Here is a 21,201-nt window from a genome sequence, read left to right as displayed (position 1 = left end):
CCCTTACCCAATCCGTCAACACCCCTTTTCATAAAAATAGAGAAAATCGACAAGTGATTGAAATTAAAGATGTATTTTGAGTGATCCTATCTTTGACCACCCGAAACATCCCCTGAGGCCAGGAAATCATCGCACGAAACGCCTGCCATGCGGTACACATGTACCGCACCCCTTTCCGCTACCGTGAAAACGTCAAAACGGGCCGGTGCATAAGGAGAATGTCGGGGACATCGGCGATCTTTCGCTTGACTTCACGCCAAACAAAAAGGGCGCCGGCGGATGACCGCGGCGCCCTCCCCTCTTCGCTTTCGCGACGGATCAGCCCTTCAGCTTGCCCATGATCTGCTCAAGGAAACCAAGCAGCACGGCCGAGACGACGAAGGCGAGGTGCATCAGCGTCAGCCACATCAGTCGGCCGTCGGTATATTGCTGCACGTTCAGGAAGACCTGCAGGAGGTGGATCGACGAGATCGCGACGATCGAGGAGGCGACCTTGATCTTCAGGCTGCCGGAATCGAGCTTGCCTAGGAAGGAGACGTCCTTCTCCGCTTCATCGAAGCGGCTGACGAAATTCTCGTAGCCGGCAATCATCACCATGAGGATGAGGCTGGCGACCAGCGCGGCATCGATCAGTCCCAGCATTGCAAGGATCATCTGCGCGTCGTCATAGACCAAGACGTTCTTTGCCACCTTGATGAACTTGTAGAGGAAGGACACGGCATAGACGGCGAGCGCGGCGACGAGGCCGAGATAGAAGACCACGAGGATCCATCGGCTCGAAAGGATGATGCGTTCGACGAGGAGTTCGAGGGATTTCATCGGAAGGGCTCCAGGGGATTCGGCTGGTCAAGGGTTGATTAACCAATGCTCCTGCAGCCCGCAAGGCCATGCGCGCATAGCAAAAGGGCGGTGTCTTGAAACACCGCCCTTCTTCAAAGGATCGGATCGTCTTTATCGAGCCCGGCGGAACAGGCCCGCAACGAGCGACAGGACCAGAAGCGCCAGGAAGACGAAGAACAGGATCTGCGCGATACCGGCGGATGCGCCCGCAATACCACCGAAGCCGAGCAGGCCGGCGACGAGAGCGATGACGAGAAAGACCACAGCGTAGTAGAGCATTTTCGAACTCCTTCTTTATATCGCTGGAGAAACGACCGGCTGTGAAAAAGGTTCCGGCGCTCTTGCTTTAAAGAAACACATTGAATCCGCTTTTTCTTCTTCACAAAACGATGCCGCCGCGGCCTTTCGGCTGCGGCGGCTTGAACGGAGACCAACGTGGTCAGCAGCCAGCCTAGTGGCGGCGCTCCCACTCGTCGATCTGCCGCTCGGCCTCCTCCTTGGCGAGGCCGTAACGCTGCTGAATCTTGCCCGAGAGCTCGACCCGGCGACCGTTGATCACATCGAGGTCGTCATCAGTGAGCTTGCCCCACTGTGCCTGGGCCTTGCCCTTGTATTCAGTCCACTTGCCTTCGATGATGTCCCAATTCATGTCGCTGTCCTTTCTGTTCGTTGAACGCGTGGCGTTGACGATAAGGAAATCTTTTGCGGCCGGAAAAGTTCCGGGATTTTTCAGTGCGCCCGAGCAACGCCCAGCGCCGGATGCACGTTTTCAGCGACAAGCAGGCCATCCGCCGGGGGCGTGATTTCACGGATATCGACTTCAAGACCCTTCTCGCGGCTCATGCGCCAGCTGATCTCGATATCTTCTTCCACCCAGGCCGGATCGATTGCAGCACAACGGGCATGCACGATGCGTCCCTTGGCACCGGCCCCGCCAAGGGCGACCGGCAGGGCGCCGACGCATTCCTCCATGGATTCGAAAGCCACCTGCGGTGCTGGAAGCTCTTCGCAGGACAGGCTGCCGGCGTTGCAGCCGATGAGAAGCATGAATGCGGCAATGTGTTCCATTTCACTCTCCATCATCCATCGGATTGGCATTCATCGTTGGTCGGGAAATGGAGCGGCGCGCAAAAAGGTTCCGGCGGACGACAATGGCCGTCCGTCACATTTTCGGGAACAAAATTGCCTTCTCCCCGTTATCGGCCCATCGCTCGATTGCGAAGCGGACGTGAAAGGAAGCGCAGATGCTCGGCACCATTCTCCTCATCATCCTGATCCTTCTTCTGGTCGGCGCCTTGCCGAACTGGGGATACAGCCGCGGCTGGGGTTATGGCCCGTCGGGCGGGCTTGGCCTGATCGTCGTGATCCTTCTCATTCTCGTCCTCATGGGACGAATCTGATCGCCAGGGCATTTTCGATGAACGCCGGTTCATCGAAAATGCCCTAAAATTTTGTTTTAACCGCATTATCCGACACCGAAGCGAGATCGCTTCGGCTGGAAATGCTCCAGAACCAGCCAGGAGCCGGAACCATGAAGAACACCATCATCGCGCTAGCCCTCGTTGCGTCCACCGTGACGCTCACAGCCTGCAGCCAGACCGAGCGCGGCACCGCGATCGGTGCGGCCTCGGGCGCCATCATCGGCGGCGCCGTGACCGGGCGAGCCGGCGGCGCACTGGCGGGTGCGGCCATCGGCGGTGCTGCGGGCTATCTCATCGCCCGCTCGGACCGGGACGGCTACTGCGTCTACCGCGACCGCCGTGGCCACCGCTACGAAGCCCGTTGCCGCTAATCGGCATCGCGCAGAAACCGAAACGGGCCTCGCGGCCCGTTTCGTCGTGTCTTGGACAGGGAAAGAGAAATGCTTTCAGGAACCGCCGTTGGCTTTCCGTTCGGCCTCGTCGAGCTTTTCCAAGAGGTCGAGCAATCGATTGGGAACAGGCTCGGTCTCGATGACGTCGTAGAAGGATTTCAGCTTGCGGCCGACCGGTCCGTTCGGGTCGAAGGCAGCCTTGGCGGAGGCGTTGCCGCTGCCACGTCTCTTGTCTTTACTGGGCTCGATCATGGTCTTGTTTCCATTGCCTGCCGACCGCTATCTTCCTTTTGCCCAAGATTCCCAATAGCAAGTCAGACTTAGCATGCTACCAATAGGTTTCCGCACAATGAACTCTAGCGGAAACGGTTCCGATGCGGAACATATTCAGGGAGAACTTCATGTCACTTTCCACCCGTATCGCACCGCATCTCGCCTATCTCAGGCGTTTTTCCCGTGCCGTCACGGGATCCCAGACGTCTGGTGACGCGTATGTGGCCGCCATGCTGGAAGCGCTCGTCGCCGATATTTCGATTTACCCTCAGGATCGCAGCGACCGGATCGCCCTCTACCGGCTCTATTGCACGCTCTTCGAGAACCTTGACGTGACGCTGCCGGAAAACACCTCGCCGTTCGGCTGGGAGCGCCAGGCCGCCGCAAACCTCGCCAACCTACCGCCGGCCGAGCGCAAGGCATTCCTGCTGGTCGCCGTCGAAGGTTTCGACATGGCCGAGGCTGCCGACATTCTCGACGTTTCGGAAGAGCGTTTCGCAGAACTTCTCGACGAAGCCTCGCGCGATATTTCCAGCCAGGTCGCGACCGACATCATGATCATCGAGGACGAGCCGCTGATCGCCATGGACATCGAGGACATGGTCAAGGGCCTCGGCCATAATGTGACGGGCATCGCGCGCACCCATTCGGAAGCAGTCGAGCTTTATCACCGCACCGCGCCGCGCATGGTGCTGGCCGATATCCAGCTTGCCGATGGCTCCTCGGGCATCGACGCGGTCAACGATATCCTGAAGAACAGCACGATCCCGGTGATCTTCATTACCGCCTTCCCCGAGCGGCTGCTGACCGGCGAAAAGCCCGAACCGGCCTTCCTCGTCACCAAGCCGTTCAATCCGGACATGGTGAAGGCGCTGATCAGCCAGGCGCTGTTCTTCGATGAACAGGCGCGGCTCGCCAAATCCGCATAACAAAAAGGCCCGCGAAAGCGGGCCTTTTCATTTGTGCAATCGGTCGCGGCTTAGAGTGCGGCGACGACGATGACTTCGACCAGATAATCCGGCGTCGCGAGCTTGGATTCACCGGTGGCGCGGGCGGGCGTGTGGCCCTGCGGCACCCAGGCGTCCCAGACGGCGTTCATCTTCGGGAAATCCGTCATGTCGGCGAGCCAGATCTGGGTGGAAAGGATGCGGGTCTTGTCCGTGCCGGCGAGCGCCAGCAGACGATCGACTTCGGCCAGAGCCTGCTTGGTCTGCTCGGTGACGTCGGAGCCGGCCTGACCAACCTGACCAGCCAGATATACGGTGCCATTGTGCACGACGGCGCCGCTCATGCGGGCGCCGGTTTCAAAGCGTTTGATGTCCATGTGTCGTTCCTGTCAGGTCGAAAAATCTCTCGGGAAACCCACGGGCGAAGCCGCAGGCCCGTCGTCTATAGGGGGCAGCGCGGCGGGACGCCAGTGGCAAGGTGCGGATTATGCTGCGATTCACGCTGGACGAGGTACCGCCAAAGCCTCGAAGACCGCGGCCACGGCTTCCGCACCCGGATCGGACACACCCTCCAGATCGCGTTCGCCGATATAGGCCGCACGGCCCGCCTTGGCCTTGGTCATGCGCTTCGTGGCATCCGCCCCCGTTCGCGCCGCCTTTGCCGCATCGGAAAGCGAACCGGCGGCAAGGGCGCGCAGGGCGGGATCGAGCGCATCGATCATCGTGCGGTCTCCCGGTTTTGCGCCGCCATAGAAGGTCATGCGGTCGAGGCCGGCGAGCAGCGCTTCGGCCACCGGAACGCCGCTGGAGAGGGTCTGTCCCGCGGCGGTGAAGAAGATCGACAGCAGGACGCCGCTGGAACCGCCCATGCTGGTGCCGAGTGTTGCGCCGATCAGGCCGAATGTCGCCGCGAGATCGGCAAGCGGCAGGATAGCGAGACGGCTTTCGATGCTGCGAGCGCCGGCCGCCGCCGTCGAGCCCGTATCGCCATCGCCAGCGCGGGCGTCCAGGCGATTGAGGTCCGCTTCAAGGGCGACGAGGGCGGCGCAGACCGTGCGGATGGCGCTTTCCGTGCCGGCATCGGCGCTGGCCGCAGGTGCTTCGGCAATGAGGGACGTGGGACGCGGCAGGATGGTGATGGGCTTTGGCTCGACGGGCGACATCCACGCGTGCGGCGCAACGGCGGCGCGGAGCGCCCTTTCGCGGCTTGGATCGAGCTTGATGAGAGAGAGTGAGAAGCCGTTCATGTTGAGCGCGGTCATCAGCGGCGCGGGGCCGATAACCAGGCGGATACGGCTGGCCAGCGGCAAGGACAGGACCGCGTTCGTGACCACGCCCATTTCGAGCGGCGGCACGGCGCCGAGATTGTTGATGAGAAGCGCATAGTTGCCCTCCCCCGCCATGTGGCCGGCGAGCCGTTCCGCCATGGTCGCCACCAGAGAGCGGGCACTGTCGACGGCAATGCGCTCGACGCCGGGCTCGCCGTGAATGCCGAGACCGAGTTCGCCTTCGTCGGGACCGAGCCGCTCTTCATACGCCTGACCGGGGATCGAGCAGGAGGAGAGCGATATGCCAAGCGAAATGATGTCGCCGGCCGCGGCGCGGGCGGCGGTGGCGACGGCTTCTAGATTTTCGCCCGTCTCGGCCAGATGGCCTGCGATCTTGTGCACGAAGAGCGTGCCGGCGATACCGCGCGGCTGCGGCAGATCCGGCAGCGCGATGTCGTCGGCGACGATGACCATCTCCACCTTGAAACCTTCGGCACGGGCGCGCTCGGCGGCCAGGCCGAAGTTCAGTCGGTCGCCGGTATAGTTCTTCACGACAAGCAGGCAACCCGCCTCTCCCGTCACCGCGCGGATGGCCGTCAGCACGGCATCGACGCTGGGCGAGGCGAAGATTTCACCCGAAACGGCGGCCGTCAGCATGCCGCGGCCGACGAAGCCGGCATGGGAGGGCTCGTGCCCCGCCCCGCCGCCGGAGACGACCGCGACACGGTCCTTCGCCCAGTCGGCACGCAGGATGACCTTGATGTCGGGATAGGTGTCGAGCCGAGCCAACTGACCCTCGGGCGCCGTCATCAGCAGGCCGTCGAGCGCTTCGGTGACGATGTCTTCGCGCCGGTTGAGGAAATGTTTCATGGCGGCCTCCCTATATCTGGGCCGCAAGTCCCTGCAATGCGGCCGCCACGATCCTCTCGATGGGGGCGTCAATGTCAACCGCGATGACGCCCGGTTCACCCGAGGGATCTTCCAGCGTCGCGAGTTGGCTATCGAGAAGGCTCGCCGGCATGAAATGATTGCGCCGGGCGGTCATGCGGCCAAGCAGCAATTCGCGGCTGCCCTTCAGGAAGACGAAGGCAAGCTTGCCGCCGGCGGCGGCGCGCAAGCGGTCGCGGTAGGATTTCTTGAGGGCCGAGCAGGAGACGACGATGCTTTTATCCTGCGCAAGCGCATCGGAAAGGGCGTGACCGATAATGTCGAGCCAGGGCCAGCGGTCCGCGTCGTCGAGCGGGATGCCCTTGGACATTTTCTCGACATTCCCAGCCGGATGCAGGCTGTCGCCCTCGATGAAAGCGGCGGGAAGGGTTGCGGCAAGGCCCTCGGCAACCGAGGTCTTGCCGCAACCGGAAACGCCCATGACGACGATCGCGCGCGCGTTCGTCATCGCGTCCAAACCTCAGGCGACGCGCTTGCGGCGTTCGACGCGGGCGCGGATGGCGTCCACATCGACGCGGGGCGTCGCGGCAAAGAGGGTTTTCGTATAGCTGTGCTGCGGATCATTGAAGACCTGATCGCGGCTGCCATATTCCACGGCCTCACCGAAATACATCACCATCACATCATCGGCGATGTGGCGCACGACCGAGAGATCGTGGCTGATGAAAACATAGGTCAGGTGGAACTCGTCCTGCAGGTCGGCGAGCAGGTTCAGCACCTGGGCCTGCACCGAAAGGTCGAGTGCGGAGACCGGCTCGTCGAGCACCAGAAGGCGCGGATTGAGCATCAGCGCGCGGGCGATCGCCACGCGCTGGCGCTGGCCGCCGGAAAACATATGCGGGTAGCGCCCGTAATGCTTCTCTTCGAGGCCCACTTTCTTGAGGATCGCCATGGCGCGGTCGCGCCGTTCTCCCGCCGGGATTTTCGTATTGATGATCAGCGGTTCCGTCAGGATATCGCCGATCTTCTTGCGCGGGTTCAGCGAACCATAGGGGTTCTGGAAGACGATCTGCACCTTGCTGCGCATCTCGGAGGTCAGCGGCTCGCTGGCGATATCGACCTTGCGGCCGTCGATCAGCATTTCACCTTCGGTAATCGGGTCGATCATCGTGACCATGCGGGCAAGGGTGGACTTGCCGCAGCCGGATTCACCGACGATGGCGAGCGTCTTGCCCTGCTCGACCTTGAAACTCACGCCCTTGACGGCGTGCACGGTCTTGCCGGCTTTGAACATGCTGCCGGGGATATGATAGTCGCGCTTCAGGTTCTTTGCTTCGAGAACTGGGGTCATCGTACGGCTCCCGCAAAAATCTCGGCGTCGGTCAGTTTTTCGGTGATCGTCGGCAGACGGCCGCCGGTGGCATTTTCCGGCAGGGCGGCGAGCAGCGCCTTCGTGTAAACGCTTTTCGGTTCAGAGAAGAGCGACAGCACGTCGGCCTGCTCGATCTGCCGGCCCTTGTACTGCACGATCACACGATCGGCAGTCTCAGCGACGACGCCCATGTCATGGGTGATGATGATGAGGCCCATGCCGTGTTCGGCCTGGAGCTTCATCAGCAAGTCGAGGATCTGCTTCTGGATCGTCACATCCAGCGCGGTGGTCGGCTCGTCGGCGATGAGAAGCTTCGGGTTGCAGGCAAGGGCTGTCGCGATCATCACGCGCTGGCACTGGCCGCCCGACATCTGGTGCGGGAAGTGGCCGAGGCGTTCTTCTGGGTTCGGAATACCGACCAGCTGGAACAGTTCGATCGCCCGGTCGCGGCGCGCCTTGCGGCCGAGATCGGTGTGGATGCGCAGCACTTCCTCGATCTGGAAGCCCACGGTGAAACACGGATTGAGGCTGGCAACCGGCTCCTGGAAGATCATGGCGATATCCTTGCCGATGATCTTGCGCCGGTCGGCATCGGACATGGCCTTCATGTCGCGGCCGTTGAAGGTCAGCACATCGGCCGTCACCTTGGCCGTCCAGGGCAGAAGGCCCATGGCGGCGAGCATGGAGACGGACTTGCCCGAGCCGGATTCACCGACGATGGCGAGAACCTCGCCCTCGTCGACCTTGAGGGACACACCATCCACCGCCCGGAAGGGGCCGGAGGCCGTCTGGAATTCGACGGTGAGGTTTTTGATTTCGAGAAGCGACATCACGACCTCTTCAGCTTGGGATCGAGGGCGTCGCGCAGGCCGTCACCCATCAGGTTGATGGCCAGCACGGTGATGAGGATGGCAAGGCCGGGGAAGGTCACGACCCACCAGGCACGCTGGATGAACTCGCGCGCTTCGGCGAGCATCGTGCCCCATTCCGGCGTCGGCGGCTGCGCGCCCATGCCGAGGAAGCCGAGGGCTGCCGCATCGAGGATCGCCGCCGAGAAGGCGAGCGTCGCCTGAACGATGAGCGGTGCCAGGCAGTTCGGCAGGATCGTAAGGAACATCAGGCGCATGGTGCCGGCACCCGCGACCTTCGAGCCGACGACATAGTCCTTGGACTTCTCGGTCATCACGGCCGCACGCGTCAGGCGCACGAAATGCGGCTGGTTGACGAGCGAGATGGCGATCATGGCGTTGACCAGGCCCGGCCCCAGCACGGCCACCAGCACGAGGGCCAGTAGCAGCGAGGGAAACGCCAGGATGATATCCATGATGCGCATGATGAACGTATCGACCTTGCCGCGGAAATAGCCGGCGACGAGACCGATCAGCACGCCCGAAACCACCGACAGCGTCACGACGACGAGACCGATGAAGAGCGAGAAGCGCGCGCCGTAGATCAGGCGCGAGAGGATGTCGCGGCCGACGGCGTCGGTGCCGAGGATGTGTCCCCAGGTCCCGCCTTCGGAGAAGACGGGCGGCAGGAGAAGCACGTCACGGCCCTGGACGCTCGGATTGTGCGGCGCGACGAAGGGCGCGAAGACCGCGACGATCAGGATCACCAGGAAGATGAACAGGCCGATGACGGCGCCCTTGTTGCGCGAGAAATAGAACCAGAATTCGTATAGGCCCGAAGGCGGCGTGGTGTTTTGAACAGTTGTCACGGGACCGCCTCCTAGTGCCGGATCCGCGGGTTGATCCAGCCGTAAAGCAGGTCGACCACGAGGTTGACGATCATGATGACGGCGGCGATCAGCATCAGACCACCCTGCACCACGGCATAGTCGCGCTTGAAGACGCTATCGACCATCCACTTGCCGATGCCCGGCCAGGAGAAGATCGTCTCGGTAAGGATGGCGCCCGCGAGCAGTACGCCGACCTGCAGGCCGATCGTGGTTATGACCGGGATCATCGCGTTGCGCAGCGCGTGCACGCCGATGACGCGGAACGGCGAAAGACCCTTGGCGCGCGCGGTGCGGACGAAGTCCTCGCCGAGCACTTCGAGCATGGCCGAGCGGGTCTGACGCGCGATGACCGCAAGCGGAATGGTCGCAAGCACCACTGTCGGCAGGATCAGATAGGTCAGCGCCGATTTGAAGGCGCCGGCCTGCCCGGAGATCAGGCTGTCGATCAGCATGAAGCCGGTGACCTGCGGGAAGAAATACATCAGCGAGATGCGTCCCGAGACCGGCGTCCAGCCGAGATAGCCGGAGAAGAAGATGATGAGCAGCAGGCCCCACCAGAAGATCGGCATGGAATAGCCGATGAGCGCGACGCCCATGATCGACTGGTCGAGCCAGGTCCCCCGCTTGACGGCGGCAAGCACGCCGGCGGGAATGCCGAGCGCGACGGCGACGATGATGGCGCAGAGAGACAGTTCCAGCGTGGCCGGGAAGAGGTTGACGAAGTCATCCAGAACCGGCCGCTTGGTGACGATCGACGAGCCGAAATCGCCCTGGAGCAGGCCGGCCAGATAGTCGAAATACTGGATATACATGGGCCGGTCGAGGCCGAGCTGATGCATGAGCTCGGTGTGCCGTTCCGGCGACATGACGCGTTCGCCCGACATCAGCATGACCGGATCGCCCGGCAAAAGTCGAATGAAGGAGAACGCGATGATCGATACCCCGAGGAACGTGGGTATCAGGACGGCGAGCCGTCCGAAGATAAAGCGAAACATGGGAGCCAATCCCTTCTTATTGTGAAAAACCGGCGGCTCGAATGTCTTCGAGCCGCCGGCCATAACACGCTCTTTGCGGCGTGCCGTTCTTCTGACCGATCTTATTCGGCGATGTCTACACCGTCAAAGCGGTGAATGCCCAGCGGGTCCATCTTGAAGCCCGAGACCTTCTTGCTCATCGGTACGACGACGAGCGAGTGGTCGAGGGTGTTCCAGGGGGCTTCCTTCTTGAAGATGACCTGGGCTTCCTCATAGAGCTTCGTACGTTCTGCGACGTCGGCGGTTTCCTTCGCCTTGGTCATCAGGTCGTCGAATTCCTTGTTGCACCACTGCGCGCGGTTGTTGCCGCCGACGGCGTCGCAGCCGAGCAGGGTGTCGAGGAAGTTGTCCGGGTCGCCGTTGTCGCCCGTCCAGCCGAGGATGGCCGCGCCGTCGCGGTCCTTGGCAGACGAGAGCTTCAGGTATTCGGCCCATTCGTAGGAGACGATCTCGGCGGTGACGCCGATCTTGGCAAGGTCGGCCTGCATCAGTTCAGCTGCGCGACGAGCGTTCAGCATGTACGGACGGGCAACCGGCATAGCCCAGATCTTCATCTTGAGATCCTTGACGCCGGCGTCTTCAAGCATCTTCTTGGCCGCGTCCGGATCGTACTTGTCGTCTTCGACGGCATTGTTGTACGACCACATGGTCGGCGGGATCGGGTTCTTGGCAACCGTTGCCGCGCCCTGGAAGACGGCGTCGACGATGGCCTGCTTGTTGACGGCCATGTTGAGAGCCTTGCGGACCTCGACCTTGTCGAACGGCGGAACCAGCGTGTTATAGGCGAGATAGGCGACGTTGAGGCCTTCCTGCTCGAGAACCTGGAGGTTCTCGTCTTTCTTCAGCTCGGCGACGTCGGCAGCGTTCGGGTAGGCCATGATGTGGCACTCGCCGGCCTTAAGCTTCTGCGCGCGCACGGCAGCGTCCGTGGTGATGGCGAAAACGAGGTCGTCGATCGGCTGCTTGCCGTTCCAGTAGTCCGGGTTGGCCTTGTAGCGGATCGCGGCGTCCGTCTGGTAGGCAACGAAGGTGAACGGACCCGTTCCGAGCGGCTGCTGGTTCAAGAGTTCCATCTTGCCGTCAGCCGCGAGCTTGTCGGCATATTCCTTGGAAAGGATCGAGGCGAAGTCCATGCCGAGGTTGGCGATGAACGGCGCTTCCGGACGCTTCAGCACGAACTTGACCGTGAGGTCGTCGACCTTCTCGATCTTGTCGATCAGATCCGGGAAGCCCATGCCGGCGAAATATTCCCAGGAGGCGCCGGCGACATACTTGTTCCAGGCATTGTCAGCCTTGTACTGACGCTCGAACGAGAAGATGACGTCGTCGGCGTTCAGTTCGCGGGTCGGGGTGAAATAGTCCGTCGTCTGGAACTTCACGCCCTTGCGGAGGTGGAAAGTGTATTCTTTGCCGTCAGCCGAAACATCCCAGCTCTCGGCGAGGCCCGGTTCCAGTTCCGTACCGCCATGCTTGAATTCGACGAGGCGGTTGTAAGCGGTACGCGACGTGGCGTCGAAGGTCTGGCCGCCCGTGTAGAGGCCAGGATCGAAGCCTTCCGGCGAGGCTTCCGAGCAATAGACCAGTGTCTTCGACCAGGCGGCAGATGCCATCATCGAGGCAAGCGCCGTCGCTGCGAGGAGAGTAGTCAGCTTTTTCATAGTTGAGCTTCCCAGGTTTGCTTTTTTGTTCTCTTGTTTGCGAGCTCGGGTGCATTTCCAGCCCCGGCTTGCGCGGATGGAACGACATTTGCCGCAGGATTGCAATAAGTCCGCAAACAAATTTGTCCAATCGGAAAAAACGGCGGAACTTTATTCTCCACAGCATTCGAAACCGCTTTAAAAGCGCCGCGAATCAGTCTGCGCCTCCCGGTCAATCCCCACCACCCCTGATAGCGGCGGCGCAGGCCGCATGTCATAACGCGACAACGAGGCAAGAGGGGCTGTCCTTTTCTGCTTTCCTCCGTGGCGGCGGGGCAAAGCGAAAAAGAAAAGGGCAGCCTCGCTTTCATTTTCGGCCTTTGTTTCCAATCGCTTGACCGTACTACCCGCAAAAAAACGATCTCCCCCCGCGAAATTGTCCCGCAAAACCCTTTGCCGCCAGAGATTGTGGCGCTAGATTCCATCTGTGGATTCTGGGGGTGGAGGCCACGTGCCCGTGTTGAACAGACATTACAGGCGGTACGATTTCGAAGGCGATCTTGAGAAGGCTCTCAATCGCGTCGATTTCTTTCGCATCTTCCACACCATGGCGCTGCGCTACGGCTTCGAGCATTTCGGGGTGTTGCAGCTCATCAACGAGCACGAGACGAGCCAGCTCGCCACGCGCCTGATGCTGCATGATCTGCCGGCGGGGCTGGCGGAGACCTATGACAAGCGGTACCGCCTCAACGACTCCACACTCTTCAAGAGCTTCTACAAATCGACGATCTCGACCGTCTGGCGCAGCACCGACCATTTCGAGAACGGCGCGCGCAATGGTTCCGATTTCCTCGATCAGATCGGCTTCGACATGGCCCTATCCATTCCCGTGCATTCGGTGAACGGCACACGCTATGCCGTGCTTTTCCTCGGCGACGGCGACGATATCGACCGCCGCGAACACTACGAGATCTGCTACGAGGCCAATTGCGCCTTCGACTACTTCCACCGCCAGGTTCTCGCCAACAAGGCCGGAATGGGCCTGACCCCGCGCGAGACGGAAATCCTCCGCTGGATTTCCTACGGCAAGACCGCAAGCGAGATCGCCCTCATCGTGTCAGTCTCCGAGCATACGGTGAATTCACATACGGCGACGATCCTGAAAAAGCTCGATGTGGTCAACCGCACGCAGATGGTGGCAAAGGCAATCCGCGAACAGATCATACAGTAGCGTTACAAAACCGGATCCTGACTGAGGGATAGTAGAGTTAGGGACTTGTTAATACTCACGGACTGGATGAGAGTAGCCGCCGATCCAGGCCACTAGCTTAATGCAATCAGGTTCACCTACCGCCATGACAGCACCCGTGCATATCTTGCTCGTCGATGACGATCCCGCGGAAAACGTCATCCTCCGCGCTCTGATGCGCAAGGTTACGAGTTATGCGATCACGCTGCATTATGTGGAGACGGTAGAGGCAGCACTGGGCTTCATTCGCGCCGCCGGTGCGCCGCTGGACATGATCCTGATGGACAATCGGCTGCAGCCGCAGGCGGATTTCCGCGAGACCGTGCCGGAACTGCGCCGCAATGGCTATATCGGCCCTGTCGGCGTCATCTCCTCGTCGATCAGCGATGCCTATTTCCAGAAGATCGACGACTACGGCGTCGATTTCCGCATCGACAAGGCCGAACTCGACCCGACGGCCATCGAATTCATTCTGCAGGAATATGTGAAGCGGGATGCCGGCGCGGGTATCTGACGCCGGCCAAAGCGCCGGCGGTCAGGCCGCCGGCTGCTGGGCCAGCGGCGCGGTTTCGAGACCGAGCAGCAGGCCGATCTGCGGGCGCGCCTTGACGAGATCATCGATCGTATATTGCTGAAGCACTTCGAAGAACGCGTTGAGCGCCTTGCGCAGCGCGGAATTGAGCCCACAGCTGTCGACCAGCGGGCATTCGACTTCACCGGCCTCGAAACATTCGGCCATGGCGAAGGAATCCTCCGTCACGCGCACCACGTCGAACAGCGTGATCTCGCTTGCGGGCTTCGGCAGGCGCACGCCGCCATTGCGGCCGCGCACCGTCTCGATGATGCCGGCGCGGGTCAGCGGCTGAAGGATTTTGAACAGAAACAGCTCCGAGACGCCATAGGCGCGGGCAATCTCCGGAATGCGGCTGAGCTTTCCACTATTCGCCGCGCAGTACATCAACATGCGCACCGCATAGTTGGTTTGTTTCGTCAGACGCATCGGGAACTCCGAATCCGGTTTCTCAGGTTCCACCACATATAGGATAGATCGCCATTTAGAACAATTCCAAAAAGCGGAAAATCACATTCATGTTATGCGCACCGCAGCACGGTTGACTGGAAGGGGCAAGCCGCTAAAGACGACTTTGGCAGTAAAGAATAAATGCACCTGGAGGACCGATGCACCTGCTCAAGACGTCTCTCGCCGCCCTCGCTCTCTCGGCCACCGGCCTGGCCTTCGCGGCACCCGCTTTCGCAGACGGTGAAGTCAACATCTATTCCTATCGCCAGCCGGACCTGATCAAGCCGCTGCTCGACGAATTCACCAAGGAAACCGGCATCGCCACGAATGTGCTCTTCCTCGACAAGGGCCTCGTGGAGCGCATCCAGGCCGAAGGCGCCAATTCGCCGGCCGATGTCATCCTGACGGTCGATATCTCGCGCCTGACGGAAGCCAAGGATGGCGGCGTGACGCAGCCGGTGGCAAGCGACGTCATCAACAAGGACATCCCCACGCAGTACCGCGATCCCGACGGCAACTGGTTCGGCCTGACCACGCGTTCGCGCGTCGTCTATGCCTCCAAGGACCGCGTCGCGCAGAACGAGATCACCTATGAGGAGCTTGCCGACCCGAAGTGGAAGGGCAAGATCTGCACGCGCGACGGCCAGCACTCCTACAATATCGGCCTGATCGCCTCGATGATCGCCCATCACGGCGAAGCCGAGGCTGAAAAGTGGCTGACCGGCCTGAAGAACAACCTCGCCCGCAAGCCCGACGGCGGCGACCGCGATCAGGCCAAGGCCATCCTCGCCGGTGAATGCGACCTCGCGCTCGGCAATTCCTACTATGTCGGCCTGATGATGACCAACGAGAAGGAGCCGGAGCAGGAGGAATGGGCCGCCGCCATCAAGGTGCTCTTCCCCAATGCCAACGACCGCGGCTCGCATGTCAACGTCTCGGGCATGGCCATGGCCAAGAACGCCCCGAACAAGGACAATGCGCTGAAGCTGATGGAATTCCTGTCGGCCGGCACCGCACAGCAGATCTATGCCCAGCAGGTCTATGAATATCCGGTCCTGCCGGGTGCCGAGCCCTCCGACGTCGTCAAATCCTTCGGCACGCTGAAGGCCGACACGCTGCCTCTCGTCGACATCGCGGCCAACCGCAAGAAAGCCTCCGAGCTCGTCGACAAGGTCGGCTACAATGACGGTCCGTCGCAGTAACAACCAAGCCTCCCAAGGCGAACACGGAAACGGCGGCTCTCGGGCCGCCGTTTTTCATTTCACGCCCAATGCTATGGCATCAGGACTTCTCGTCCGTCATGGTCGGGCTTGACCCGACCATCCATGCTCCGAGTGCGGCGGTGGATCCTCGGCTCGAGGCCAAGGATGACGTCGGAGGGGAGGAAACGGCAGCGGGCAGATAACCGCGACCGTCTCTCCTACTGCAAATCCGGATCCGACTGGCCGGAGATGATCCGGGCGTAGTCGATAATCTCCTTCTTGCGTTGCGGCGTGCCGGGATGGGTGGAGAGCAGGTTGGTGTCCGACGTGTCGCCGAGCTTCTCCTCCAACAGCGTGAAGAAGCGCGCGATGGCGGTCGGGTCGTAGCCGGCCTTCGCCATCAGCTCGACGGAGCGCCGGTCGGCGGCGCTCTCGGCGTCGCGCGAATAGGACAGCGCCAGAAGGCCGCCGCCCTGCACCAGAACATCCTCTACGCTGGAACCGACGTCGCCGGCAATCAGCATGATGAGGCCCGTCATGCCGGCGGCGCGATAGAGCTGACGAAGGCTGTGTTCGAGTTCGACATGGCCGATTTCATGCGCGAGCACGCCGACGATCATCTCGCTGTCCTTGCCGGCCAGCTCGACGAGCTGGTCGGTGACGACGAGCGTGCCGTCCGGCAGCGCAAAGGCGTTCGGTCCGATGAAGCCGCCGTCGCGGAAATTGAGATTGTAAGCGCCTGCCCCCCGCGGCGACTGCGCGGCGATGCGCGCAAAACCGTCGGCGATCTCGTCGCGCTTTTCCGCCGAGAGTTTCGTCGGCGAGAAAGTGGTCTTGTCGAGCGCCTGCAAGGTGCCCTGCGACATCAGCTGCGGGACGATGGGCGGCGTGGTGAGGATGGCGACCTCGACAAGCGCAGGCACACCCCAGCGGTAAACGATACTGCCAAGCGCAAAGGCGGCGAGCACGATGACGATGAGGCGCAGGCGAAACTGCTCCAGCCAGTGCACCAGCCCGGCCCCGCCCTTGCCGCGTGCGGCTAGAAAGCGGTCGATGCCGTCATTGTCCCAGGTCTCGAAGACCGATCCATCCGGAAAGGTCACCCGGCGCGGAATGGAGCCGACGCGGCCGGAGATTTCGACCCAGGAGAGGCCGGCACCGGCGAGCGGCTTTTCGCCGTCGGCCGGCAGCGCGGCGATTTCCCCGGCCCGTTCGACGAGGCGAGCCTCGACCGAACGGCTGGAGCCGGCGGGGTGCCAATCTCCCTTGGCGATGGCCCCGCCGGTGATGGTCGCGGTCTCAGAAGCCAAAATCGAAACCTTCAAAGTCCATGAACTCGGCCCCGACGGCCGACCCCTGCGCCTCCAGCGCGCTGAACAGCTCGCCGACATCGCCGGTGAAGGTAATGCCGGTGTGCTCGAAGGTATAGCGCGCCATGCGCACCGCCGCCCAGGGCCGCATCAGACCCAGGGTGAGAAGCGTGACGATGACGTTGCTGATCGCAATCCAGGTGTAGCGGGTGCGCGACAGGTCGCTCAGCAGCTGATGCTTGCCGTCGAAGGTCGTGGCCGACCAGGCGATGTTGCGCACGCCCGCCCGGTAGAACAGGCCGGCAATGCCCATCGTCGCGAAAAGCACGACGTAGCCGATGACCGCGCTGATCACGAGCGGGATCTGCTGTTCGGGCGTCAGCGAGCCGGGCGTCTCGATCATCGGCAGGATGAGCGAGATGTTGGCGACGACCAGAAGGGCGATGATGCCAAGCCCGACAATGGCGATCAGGAACGACAGGAGCCAAGACTTGTAGATGGCGCCGAGCTTCGGATCCGTCTCGAAGGCCTTGCCGCCATAGCGCAGGTTCGAGCCGATATAACGGGAGACCCACCGGCTGGCGAGCGGGGTCAGGATACCGAGCGTGATGACGGCCAGAAGGCCGCCGAGGATGAAGGCCTTGAAGGCACCGCCCGCACCGCCGACGAAATCGAAGCGCACATTGCGATAGCTGGTGACACGCGCGCTGAAGCGCAGGCCCTTGGCGACCAGCCACGGCAGCGCGATCAGAACGACGAGGGTCGGCAGGAGAACGAGGATCGGCACGATGGCCGCCATGACGTTCAGCACGACGAAGGCGCCGAGAACGATGAGGCGGCCGATGAGGATTTGGAGGCCCTTGGCATGATATTCGAAGGACCGGCCGAGCAGCACGGTGTTGCCGAAGAAATAGCGGTTGCGCCGGACTTTCGCCCACGCCGAATAGATGCCGAGCGTCAGGATCGTCAGGAGAACGTTGACGATCCAGATGCCGAAATATTCCGACGCCTTGCCGGTAAACGTGATGCGATGAAAGCCGCCCGCCTGCCCTGCGGGTTGCGGCGATCCTGCCAAAGACATGGTTGCCCCCTTCAAAAATATAAAAACACGAGGGGTTAACGGGCCGCGCTTGCGGCCTATTCTTCGCAAAGCACAAAAAAGGGCTCCCCTGCGGGAGCCCTTTCGATGATCGATCCGAAGGGATGACTACTTCATCGTCGGGATGGAGAACTCGGCACCGCCCTTGATGCCGGACGGCCAGCGGCTCGTCACGGTCTTGGTGCGGGTCCAGAACTTGATGGAATCCGTACCGTGCTGGTTGAGGTCGCCGAAGGATGAGGACTTCCAGCCGCCGAACGAGTGGTAGGCGAGCGGAACCGGGATCGGAACGTTGATGCCGACCATGCCGATGTTGATGCGGCTGGCGAAGTCGCGGGCCGCATCGCCGTCACGGGTGTAGATCGCGACGCCGTTGCCGTATTCGTGCTTCATCGGCAGGTCGAGGGCTTCCTCGTAGTTCTTGGCGCGAACGACGGACAGGACCGGGCCGAAGATTTCAGTCTTGTAGATTTCCATGTCCGGCGTGACGTTGTCGAACAGGCAGCCGCCGACAAAGTAGCCATTTTCGTAACCCTGCATCGTGAAGCCGCGGCCATCGACGACGAGGTTGGCGCCTTCCTCGACGCCCTTGTCGATGAGACCGAGGATGCGCGCCTGGGCTTCCTTGGTGACGACGGGGCCCATGTCGGCCTTGTCATCGGTGTAGGGGCCGATGCGCAGGCCCTCGATCATCGGGGTGAGCTTCTCGATGAGGCGGTTTGCGGTTTCCTCACCGACCGGAACGGCAACCGAAATCGCCATGCAGCGCTCGCCGGCCGAGCCGTAGCCGGCGCCCATCAGGGCGTTGGCGGCCTGGTCGAGGTCGGCATCGGGCATGATGATCATGTGGTTCTTGGCGCCGCCGAAGCACTGGGCGCGCTTGCCGTTGGCGGCAGCGGTTCCATAGACGTAGCGGGCGATCGGCGTGGAGCCGACGAAGGAAACGGCGGCGATATCCGGATGCGCCAGGATGCCGTCGACCGCACCCTTGTCGCCGTTGACGACGTTGAGGATGCCTGCCGGCAGGCCGGCTTCGATCATCAGTTCGGCAAGGCGGATCGGCAGGGACGGATCGCGCTCGGAGGGCTTCAGGATGAAGGCGTTGCCGCAGGCGATGGCGGGCGCGAACATCCACATCGGGATCATGCCCGGGAAGTTGAACGGCGTGATGCCCGCGCCGATGCCGACCGGCTGGCGGATCGAGTACATGTCGATGCCGGGGCCCGCGCCTTCGGTGAATTCGCTCTTGGAGAGATGCGGGATGCCGATGACGAATTCGCAGACTTCGAGGCCGCGAATGACGTCGCCCTTCGAGTCCTCGACCGTCTTGCCGTGTTCCTTGGAAACCAGCACGGCCAGTTCGTCCATATGCGTGTTCAGGAGTTCGACGAACTTCATGAAGACGCGGGCGCGGCGCTGCGGGTTGGTGGCGGCCCACTTCGGCTGCGCGGAAAGCGCGCTGTCGATGGCGGCTTGCAGATCGGCGTCATTGGCAAGCGCGACCTGCGCCTGCACTTCACCGGTTGCCGGGTTGTAAACATTGGCGGTGCGGCCGCTGGTGCCGGGCACCTGCTTGCCGTGGATGAAGTGGCCGATCTGGTACATGGGGAGTCCTCCGTGGTTATGAAGGGATGATCGCACTTCAATTTGCACAACACAATCGCCTCAGATAAGGAACCGTTGTGCAAAAATTAAAGTCGGAGGCGACATGAACTGGGATGACGCACGCTTGTTTCTCGCGGTTGCCCGCACCGGCCAGATCCTCGCCGCCTCCCGCCGCCTCGGCGTCAACCACGCGACACTGAGCCGCCGCGTCAGCGCACTGGAGGAGGCGCTGAAGACCCGCCTTCTCATCCGCCGCACCAATGGCTGCGACCTCACCGCCGAGGGCGAGGCCTTTTTGCGGGCTGCCGAGCGGATGGAGACGGAGATGCTGGCCATGCAGGCGAGCATCGGCCGGATCGATACCGCCGTCGCCGGCACCGTGCGGGTCGGCGCGCCCGATGGTTTCGGCGTCTCCTTCCTCGCGCCGCGTCTCGGACGGCTGACGGCGCGGCATCCCGAATTGAAGATCCAGCTCGTGCCGGTGCCCCGCTCCTTCTCGCTTTCGCAGCGCGAGGCCGATATCGCCATCACACTGGAGCGGCCGGAACAGGGCCGGCTCGTCTCTTCGAAGCTGACGGATTATACGCTCGGCCTCTATGCCTCACGCGACTATCTCGCCGAGAACGGCACGCCCGAGACCGTCGAGGACCTGAAGAGCCACCGGCGCGTCGGCTATGTGGAAGACCTGATCTTCACGGCCTCGCTGAACTTCACCGGCGAGATCATGCGCAGCTGGGATGCGAGCTTCGAGATATCCAGCGCCACCGGCCAGACGGAAGCCGTGCGCTCCGGCGCCGGCGTCGGCATCCTGCATGACTATATCGCCCGGCAATATCCCGAACTCGTGCGCGTGCTTCCGGCCAACACGATCCGCCGCGCCTACTGGACGACATGGCACGAAAGCGCGCGCGACCTTACCCGCGTGCGCACCGTCGCCGAGTTCGTGCAGGAACTCGTGCTGCAGGAGCACGCCATCTTCCTATGACGATCACTCGGCGTTGAGTGCGACGGTTCCCGGCATCGGCACCAGCGCGCTCTTCGCCCTTGTCTTGGGCTTCTGGACATGCTCCTCGGAAACGGCAACCTTCACCTTCTCCTCACCCGGCAGGGGAACGCGCACGGCATTGCGGATGACGACCCGCTCTTCCGCCGGCTTCTCCTCCACCGCCGCGCGACGCTTCGGTGTGCGGCGCGGCGCAATCTCGGCGCTGTCATCGACCACGACGACCGGTTCCGCACGAACGAGCACGGGCTGGCTCTGCGAATAGCCGCTGCCGCCGGCATATTGCAGCATGTCGAACGTGTTGCGCGTCACCGGCTTCATGCGAAGCCCACCCATGACGGCGGCGATGCGCTCCTGCGACATCGTCGGATGGCAGAAGCGCAGGCGCACCTGCGCGGCGTAAGCACCGACGCGCTCGGCCGAAACGCGCTTGGCGAACTGCCAGGCATAAAGGCAGCTGCCGGAGGCGCCGAGCGGGCCGGTTGCGTAACCATAGACGCCCTGCCCGTTCTGCCCCGGCAAGTCGCTGATCCGCATGGCGACGCCGGGCAGCGCCTGCCGCATCTCTGCGACAATGGCGCGGCGTGTCGGTGCACGCAGGAAAGCCATGCCCTCGGAGGGTTGGCCGACCCGCACCGTCAGCACGTTCTCGCCGGCCGAAGCCGTGGCGTTGGAATAGACGATGGCCTGCTCGAAGAAGCCGCTGCGCGCCGTCTGGCGCACGCTCTGGATCCGGCCCGACACCAAGGGCAGGTAGGCCACGGCAAAATCCGGCGAGACCTCGGTGGAGATCGGCGGCGCATCCGGATGGATGGCGCCGGTTTCCAGAAAAGGATCGTGCACGGTGGAAGCGCAGCCGGCGACGAGAAGAGGCAGAATGGCAGAAATGAGCCAGCGCATGA

Annotated in this window: 25 protein-coding genes; 7 read left to right on the top strand and 18 right to left on the bottom strand. The window is 62.3% G+C overall.

What is annotated here, in order from left to right; translation table 11 throughout:
• Window positions 1–318: 318 nt before the first annotated feature.
• The 4 genes from AC27VQ_RS25250 to AC27VQ_RS25235 form a co-directional block, all read right to left on the bottom strand.
• Window positions 319–819 (bottom strand): TIGR00645 family protein, encoded by a 501-nt coding sequence (locus tag AC27VQ_RS25250; protein WP_314092837.1) that lies wholly within the window; start codon window positions 817–819, stop codon window positions 319–321.
• 132 nt (window positions 820–951) lie between these two features.
• Window positions 952–1,119, bottom strand: a complete 168-nt coding sequence (locus tag AC27VQ_RS25245; RefSeq protein ID WP_117368344.1) for a DUF1328 domain-containing protein — start codon at window positions 1,117–1,119, stop codon at window positions 952–954.
• 172 nt (window positions 1,120–1,291) lie between these two features.
• Complete coding sequence (locus AC27VQ_RS25240; RefSeq protein ID WP_421593335.1) at window positions 1,292–1,489, bottom strand: CsbD family protein; 198 nt, start codon at window positions 1,487–1,489, stop codon at window positions 1,292–1,294.
• An 80-nt stretch (window positions 1,490–1,569) separates the two neighbouring features.
• Window positions 1,570–1,908: a hypothetical protein gene (locus tag AC27VQ_RS25235; RefSeq protein ID WP_421593334.1), complete on the bottom strand. Its 339-nt coding sequence runs from the start codon at window positions 1,906–1,908 to the stop codon at window positions 1,570–1,572.
• Between the two features lie 176 nt (window positions 1,909–2,084).
• Between AC27VQ_RS25235 and AC27VQ_RS25230 the strand changes: the two genes are divergently transcribed.
• Window positions 2,085–2,240 (top strand): DUF3309 family protein, encoded by a 156-nt coding sequence (locus tag AC27VQ_RS25230; protein WP_298103954.1) that lies wholly within the window; start codon window positions 2,085–2,087, stop codon window positions 2,238–2,240.
• A gap of 131 nt (window positions 2,241–2,371) precedes the next feature.
• Entirely contained in the window at window positions 2,372–2,632 is a 261-nt protein-coding gene (locus AC27VQ_RS25225) for a YMGG-like glycine zipper-containing protein (protein WP_421593333.1), read from the top strand.
• 75 nt (window positions 2,633–2,707) lie between these two features.
• Here the strand turns inward: AC27VQ_RS25225 and AC27VQ_RS25220 are convergent, their stop codons facing one another.
• The gene (locus AC27VQ_RS25220) at window positions 2,708–2,905 is read right to left on the bottom strand and encodes a NepR family anti-sigma factor (protein ID WP_313531157.1); all 198 of its coding nucleotides are present in this window, start codon (window positions 2,903–2,905) and stop codon (window positions 2,708–2,710) included.
• 149 nt (window positions 2,906–3,054) lie between these two features.
• Here AC27VQ_RS25220 and AC27VQ_RS25215 point away from each other — a divergent pair, with 149 nt between their 5' ends.
• The gene (locus tag AC27VQ_RS25215) at window positions 3,055–3,855 is read left to right on the top strand and encodes a response regulator (RefSeq protein ID WP_313531158.1); all 801 of its coding nucleotides are present in this window, start codon (window positions 3,055–3,057) and stop codon (window positions 3,853–3,855) included.
• Window positions 3,856–3,905: 50 nt separating this feature from the next.
• On the opposite strand, the gene AC27VQ_RS25210 is transcribed toward AC27VQ_RS25215, so the two are convergent.
• The 8 genes from AC27VQ_RS25210 to AC27VQ_RS25175 form a co-directional block, all read right to left on the bottom strand.
• The gene (locus tag AC27VQ_RS25210) at window positions 3,906–4,250 is read right to left on the bottom strand and encodes a RidA family protein (protein ID WP_313531160.1); all 345 of its coding nucleotides are present in this window, start codon (window positions 4,248–4,250) and stop codon (window positions 3,906–3,908) included.
• 120 nt (window positions 4,251–4,370) lie between these two features.
• Entirely contained in the window at window positions 4,371–6,011 is a 1,641-nt protein-coding gene (locus tag AC27VQ_RS25205) for a dihydroxyacetone kinase subunit DhaK (protein ID WP_488718490.1), read from the bottom strand.
• Between the two features lie 10 nt (window positions 6,012–6,021).
• On the bottom strand, window positions 6,022–6,537 hold the full coding sequence (locus AC27VQ_RS25200; RefSeq protein WP_488718489.1) for a gluconokinase: 516 nt from the start codon (window positions 6,535–6,537) through the stop codon (window positions 6,022–6,024).
• A 12-nt stretch (window positions 6,538–6,549) separates the two neighbouring features.
• Window positions 6,550–7,380, bottom strand: coding sequence for a dipeptide ABC transporter ATP-binding protein (locus tag AC27VQ_RS25195; protein WP_488718488.1), 831 nt, complete (start codon window positions 7,378–7,380; stop codon window positions 6,550–6,552).
• Window positions 7,377–8,231: an ABC transporter ATP-binding protein gene (locus tag AC27VQ_RS25190; protein ID WP_313531167.1), complete on the bottom strand. Its 855-nt coding sequence runs from the start codon at window positions 8,229–8,231 to the stop codon at window positions 7,377–7,379. The genes AC27VQ_RS25195 and AC27VQ_RS25190 overlap by 4 nt, the downstream gene beginning before the upstream one ends.
• On the bottom strand, window positions 8,231–9,118 hold the full coding sequence (locus AC27VQ_RS25185) for an ABC transporter permease subunit (RefSeq protein ID WP_421593323.1): 888 nt from the start codon (window positions 9,116–9,118) through the stop codon (window positions 8,231–8,233). The genes AC27VQ_RS25190 and AC27VQ_RS25185 overlap by 1 nt, the downstream gene beginning before the upstream one ends.
• An 11-nt stretch (window positions 9,119–9,129) precedes the next feature.
• Window positions 9,130–10,134: an ABC transporter permease subunit gene (locus AC27VQ_RS25180; RefSeq protein WP_421593321.1), complete on the bottom strand. Its 1,005-nt coding sequence runs from the start codon at window positions 10,132–10,134 to the stop codon at window positions 9,130–9,132.
• 101 nt (window positions 10,135–10,235) lie between these two features.
• A complete protein-coding gene (locus tag AC27VQ_RS25175; protein ID WP_488718487.1) occupies window positions 10,236–11,831 on the bottom strand; it encodes an ABC transporter substrate-binding protein in 1,596 nt (531 codons plus the stop codon).
• Between the two features lie 496 nt (window positions 11,832–12,327).
• Here AC27VQ_RS25175 and AC27VQ_RS25170 point away from each other — a divergent pair, with 496 nt between their 5' ends.
• Complete coding sequence (locus tag AC27VQ_RS25170) at window positions 12,328–13,041, top strand: helix-turn-helix transcriptional regulator (protein ID WP_313531174.1); 714 nt, start codon at window positions 12,328–12,330, stop codon at window positions 13,039–13,041.
• A 124-nt stretch (window positions 13,042–13,165) separates the two neighbouring features.
• On the top strand, window positions 13,166–13,573 hold the full coding sequence (locus AC27VQ_RS25165) for a response regulator (protein WP_313531176.1): 408 nt from the start codon (window positions 13,166–13,168) through the stop codon (window positions 13,571–13,573).
• A 21-nt stretch (window positions 13,574–13,594) separates the two neighbouring features.
• Here the strand turns inward: AC27VQ_RS25165 and rirA are convergent, their stop codons facing one another.
• On the bottom strand, window positions 13,595–14,059 hold the full coding sequence (rirA, locus tag AC27VQ_RS25160; RefSeq protein ID WP_313531178.1) for an iron-responsive transcriptional regulator RirA: 465 nt from the start codon (window positions 14,057–14,059) through the stop codon (window positions 13,595–13,597).
• A 179-nt stretch (window positions 14,060–14,238) separates the two neighbouring features.
• On the opposite strand from rirA, the gene AC27VQ_RS25155 reads away from it, so the two are divergent.
• On the top strand, window positions 14,239–15,282 hold the full coding sequence (locus tag AC27VQ_RS25155; protein ID WP_488718486.1) for a Fe(3+) ABC transporter substrate-binding protein: 1,044 nt from the start codon (window positions 14,239–14,241) through the stop codon (window positions 15,280–15,282).
• A gap of 218 nt (window positions 15,283–15,500) precedes the next feature.
• Here AC27VQ_RS25155 and AC27VQ_RS25150 read toward each other — a convergent pair whose 3' ends face one another.
• From AC27VQ_RS25150 to AC27VQ_RS25140, 3 genes are all read right to left on the bottom strand, one after another.
• Window positions 15,501–16,592, bottom strand: coding sequence for a M48 family metallopeptidase (locus AC27VQ_RS25150; protein ID WP_488718485.1), 1,092 nt, complete (start codon window positions 16,590–16,592; stop codon window positions 15,501–15,503).
• The gene (locus AC27VQ_RS25145; protein ID WP_488718484.1) at window positions 16,582–17,673 is read right to left on the bottom strand and encodes a YjgN family protein; all 1,092 of its coding nucleotides are present in this window, start codon (window positions 17,671–17,673) and stop codon (window positions 16,582–16,584) included. The genes AC27VQ_RS25150 and AC27VQ_RS25145 overlap by 11 nt, the downstream gene beginning before the upstream one ends.
• A 126-nt stretch (window positions 17,674–17,799) precedes the next feature.
• On the bottom strand, window positions 17,800–19,296 hold the full coding sequence (locus tag AC27VQ_RS25140) for a CoA-acylating methylmalonate-semialdehyde dehydrogenase (RefSeq protein WP_313531185.1): 1,497 nt from the start codon (window positions 19,294–19,296) through the stop codon (window positions 17,800–17,802).
• 103 nt (window positions 19,297–19,399) lie between these two features.
• Between AC27VQ_RS25140 and AC27VQ_RS25135 the strand changes: the two genes are divergently transcribed.
• Window positions 19,400–20,281 carry a LysR family transcriptional regulator gene (locus tag AC27VQ_RS25135; protein ID WP_488718483.1) on the top strand — a complete coding sequence of 294 codons (882 nt, stop codon included), beginning with the start codon at window positions 19,400–19,402 and terminating at the stop codon, window positions 20,279–20,281.
• A 3-nt stretch (window positions 20,282–20,284) separates the two neighbouring features.
• Here AC27VQ_RS25135 and bcsN read toward each other — a convergent pair whose 3' ends face one another.
• Complete coding sequence (gene bcsN, locus AC27VQ_RS25130; RefSeq protein ID WP_488718482.1) at window positions 20,285–21,199, bottom strand: cellulose biosynthesis protein BcsN; 915 nt, start codon at window positions 21,197–21,199, stop codon at window positions 20,285–20,287.
• Window positions 21,200–21,201: the final 2 nt, after the last annotated feature.

The sequence above is a fragment of the Shinella sp. 20P9.1.1 genome (genome assembly GCF_057798995.1).
This window is presented reverse-complemented; position numbering and strand designations above follow the sequence as displayed.

Excerpts from the sequence above, each read along its gene's own strand:
- AC27VQ_RS25225 (WP_421593333.1), top strand. The coding sequence starts at position 2,372 with ATGAAGAACACCATCATCGCGCTAGCCCTCGTTGCGTCCACCGTGACG.
- AC27VQ_RS25155 (WP_488718486.1), top strand. The coding sequence starts at position 14,239 with ATGCACCTGCTCAAGACGTCTCTCGCCGCCCTCGCTCTCTCGGCCACC.
- AC27VQ_RS25245 (WP_117368344.1), bottom strand. The coding sequence starts at position 1,119 with ATGCTCTACTACGCTGTGGTCTTTCTCGTCATCGCTCTCGTCGCCGGC.
- AC27VQ_RS25180 (WP_421593321.1), bottom strand. The coding sequence starts at position 10,134 with ATGTTTCGCTTTATCTTCGGACGGCTCGCCGTCCTGATACCCACGTTC.
- AC27VQ_RS25175 (WP_488718487.1), bottom strand. The coding sequence starts at position 11,831 with ATGAAAAAGCTGACTACTCTCCTCGCAGCGACGGCGCTTGCCTCGATG.
- AC27VQ_RS25190 (WP_313531167.1), bottom strand. The coding sequence starts at position 8,231 with ATGTCGCTTCTCGAAATCAAAAACCTCACCGTCGAATTCCAGACGGCC.
- AC27VQ_RS25200 (WP_488718489.1), bottom strand. The coding sequence starts at position 6,537 with ATGACGAACGCGCGCGCGATCGTCGTCATGGGCGTTTCCGGTTGCGGC.
- AC27VQ_RS25135 (WP_488718483.1), top strand. The coding sequence starts at position 19,400 with ATGAACTGGGATGACGCACGCTTGTTTCTCGCGGTTGCCCGCACCGGC.
- AC27VQ_RS25240 (WP_421593335.1), bottom strand. The coding sequence starts at position 1,489 with ATGAATTGGGACATCATCGAAGGCAAGTGGACTGAATACAAGGGCAAG.
- rirA (WP_313531178.1), bottom strand. The coding sequence starts at position 14,059 with ATGCGTCTGACGAAACAAACCAACTATGCGGTGCGCATGTTGATGTAC.
- bcsN (WP_488718482.1), bottom strand. The coding sequence starts at position 21,199 with ATGCGCTGGCTCATTTCTGCCATTCTGCCTCTTCTCGTCGCCGGCTGC.
- AC27VQ_RS25205 (WP_488718490.1), bottom strand. The coding sequence starts at position 6,011 with ATGAAACATTTCCTCAACCGGCGCGAAGACATCGTCACCGAAGCGCTC.
- AC27VQ_RS25235 (WP_421593334.1), bottom strand. The coding sequence starts at position 1,908 with ATGGAACACATTGCCGCATTCATGCTTCTCATCGGCTGCAACGCCGGC.
- AC27VQ_RS25145 (WP_488718484.1), bottom strand. The coding sequence starts at position 17,673 with ATGTCTTTGGCAGGATCGCCGCAACCCGCAGGGCAGGCGGGCGGCTTT.
- AC27VQ_RS25165 (WP_313531176.1), top strand. The coding sequence starts at position 13,166 with ATGACAGCACCCGTGCATATCTTGCTCGTCGATGACGATCCCGCGGAA.
- AC27VQ_RS25140 (WP_313531185.1), bottom strand. The coding sequence starts at position 19,296 with ATGTACCAGATCGGCCACTTCATCCACGGCAAGCAGGTGCCCGGCACC.
- AC27VQ_RS25250 (WP_314092837.1), bottom strand. The coding sequence starts at position 819 with ATGAAATCCCTCGAACTCCTCGTCGAACGCATCATCCTTTCGAGCCGA.
- AC27VQ_RS25215 (WP_313531158.1), top strand. The coding sequence starts at position 3,055 with ATGTCACTTTCCACCCGTATCGCACCGCATCTCGCCTATCTCAGGCGT.
- AC27VQ_RS25210 (WP_313531160.1), bottom strand. The coding sequence starts at position 4,250 with ATGGACATCAAACGCTTTGAAACCGGCGCCCGCATGAGCGGCGCCGTC.
- AC27VQ_RS25230 (WP_298103954.1), top strand. The coding sequence starts at position 2,085 with ATGCTCGGCACCATTCTCCTCATCATCCTGATCCTTCTTCTGGTCGGC.
- AC27VQ_RS25195 (WP_488718488.1), bottom strand. The coding sequence starts at position 7,380 with ATGACCCCAGTTCTCGAAGCAAAGAACCTGAAGCGCGACTATCATATC.
- AC27VQ_RS25220 (WP_313531157.1), bottom strand. The coding sequence starts at position 2,905 with ATGATCGAGCCCAGTAAAGACAAGAGACGTGGCAGCGGCAACGCCTCC.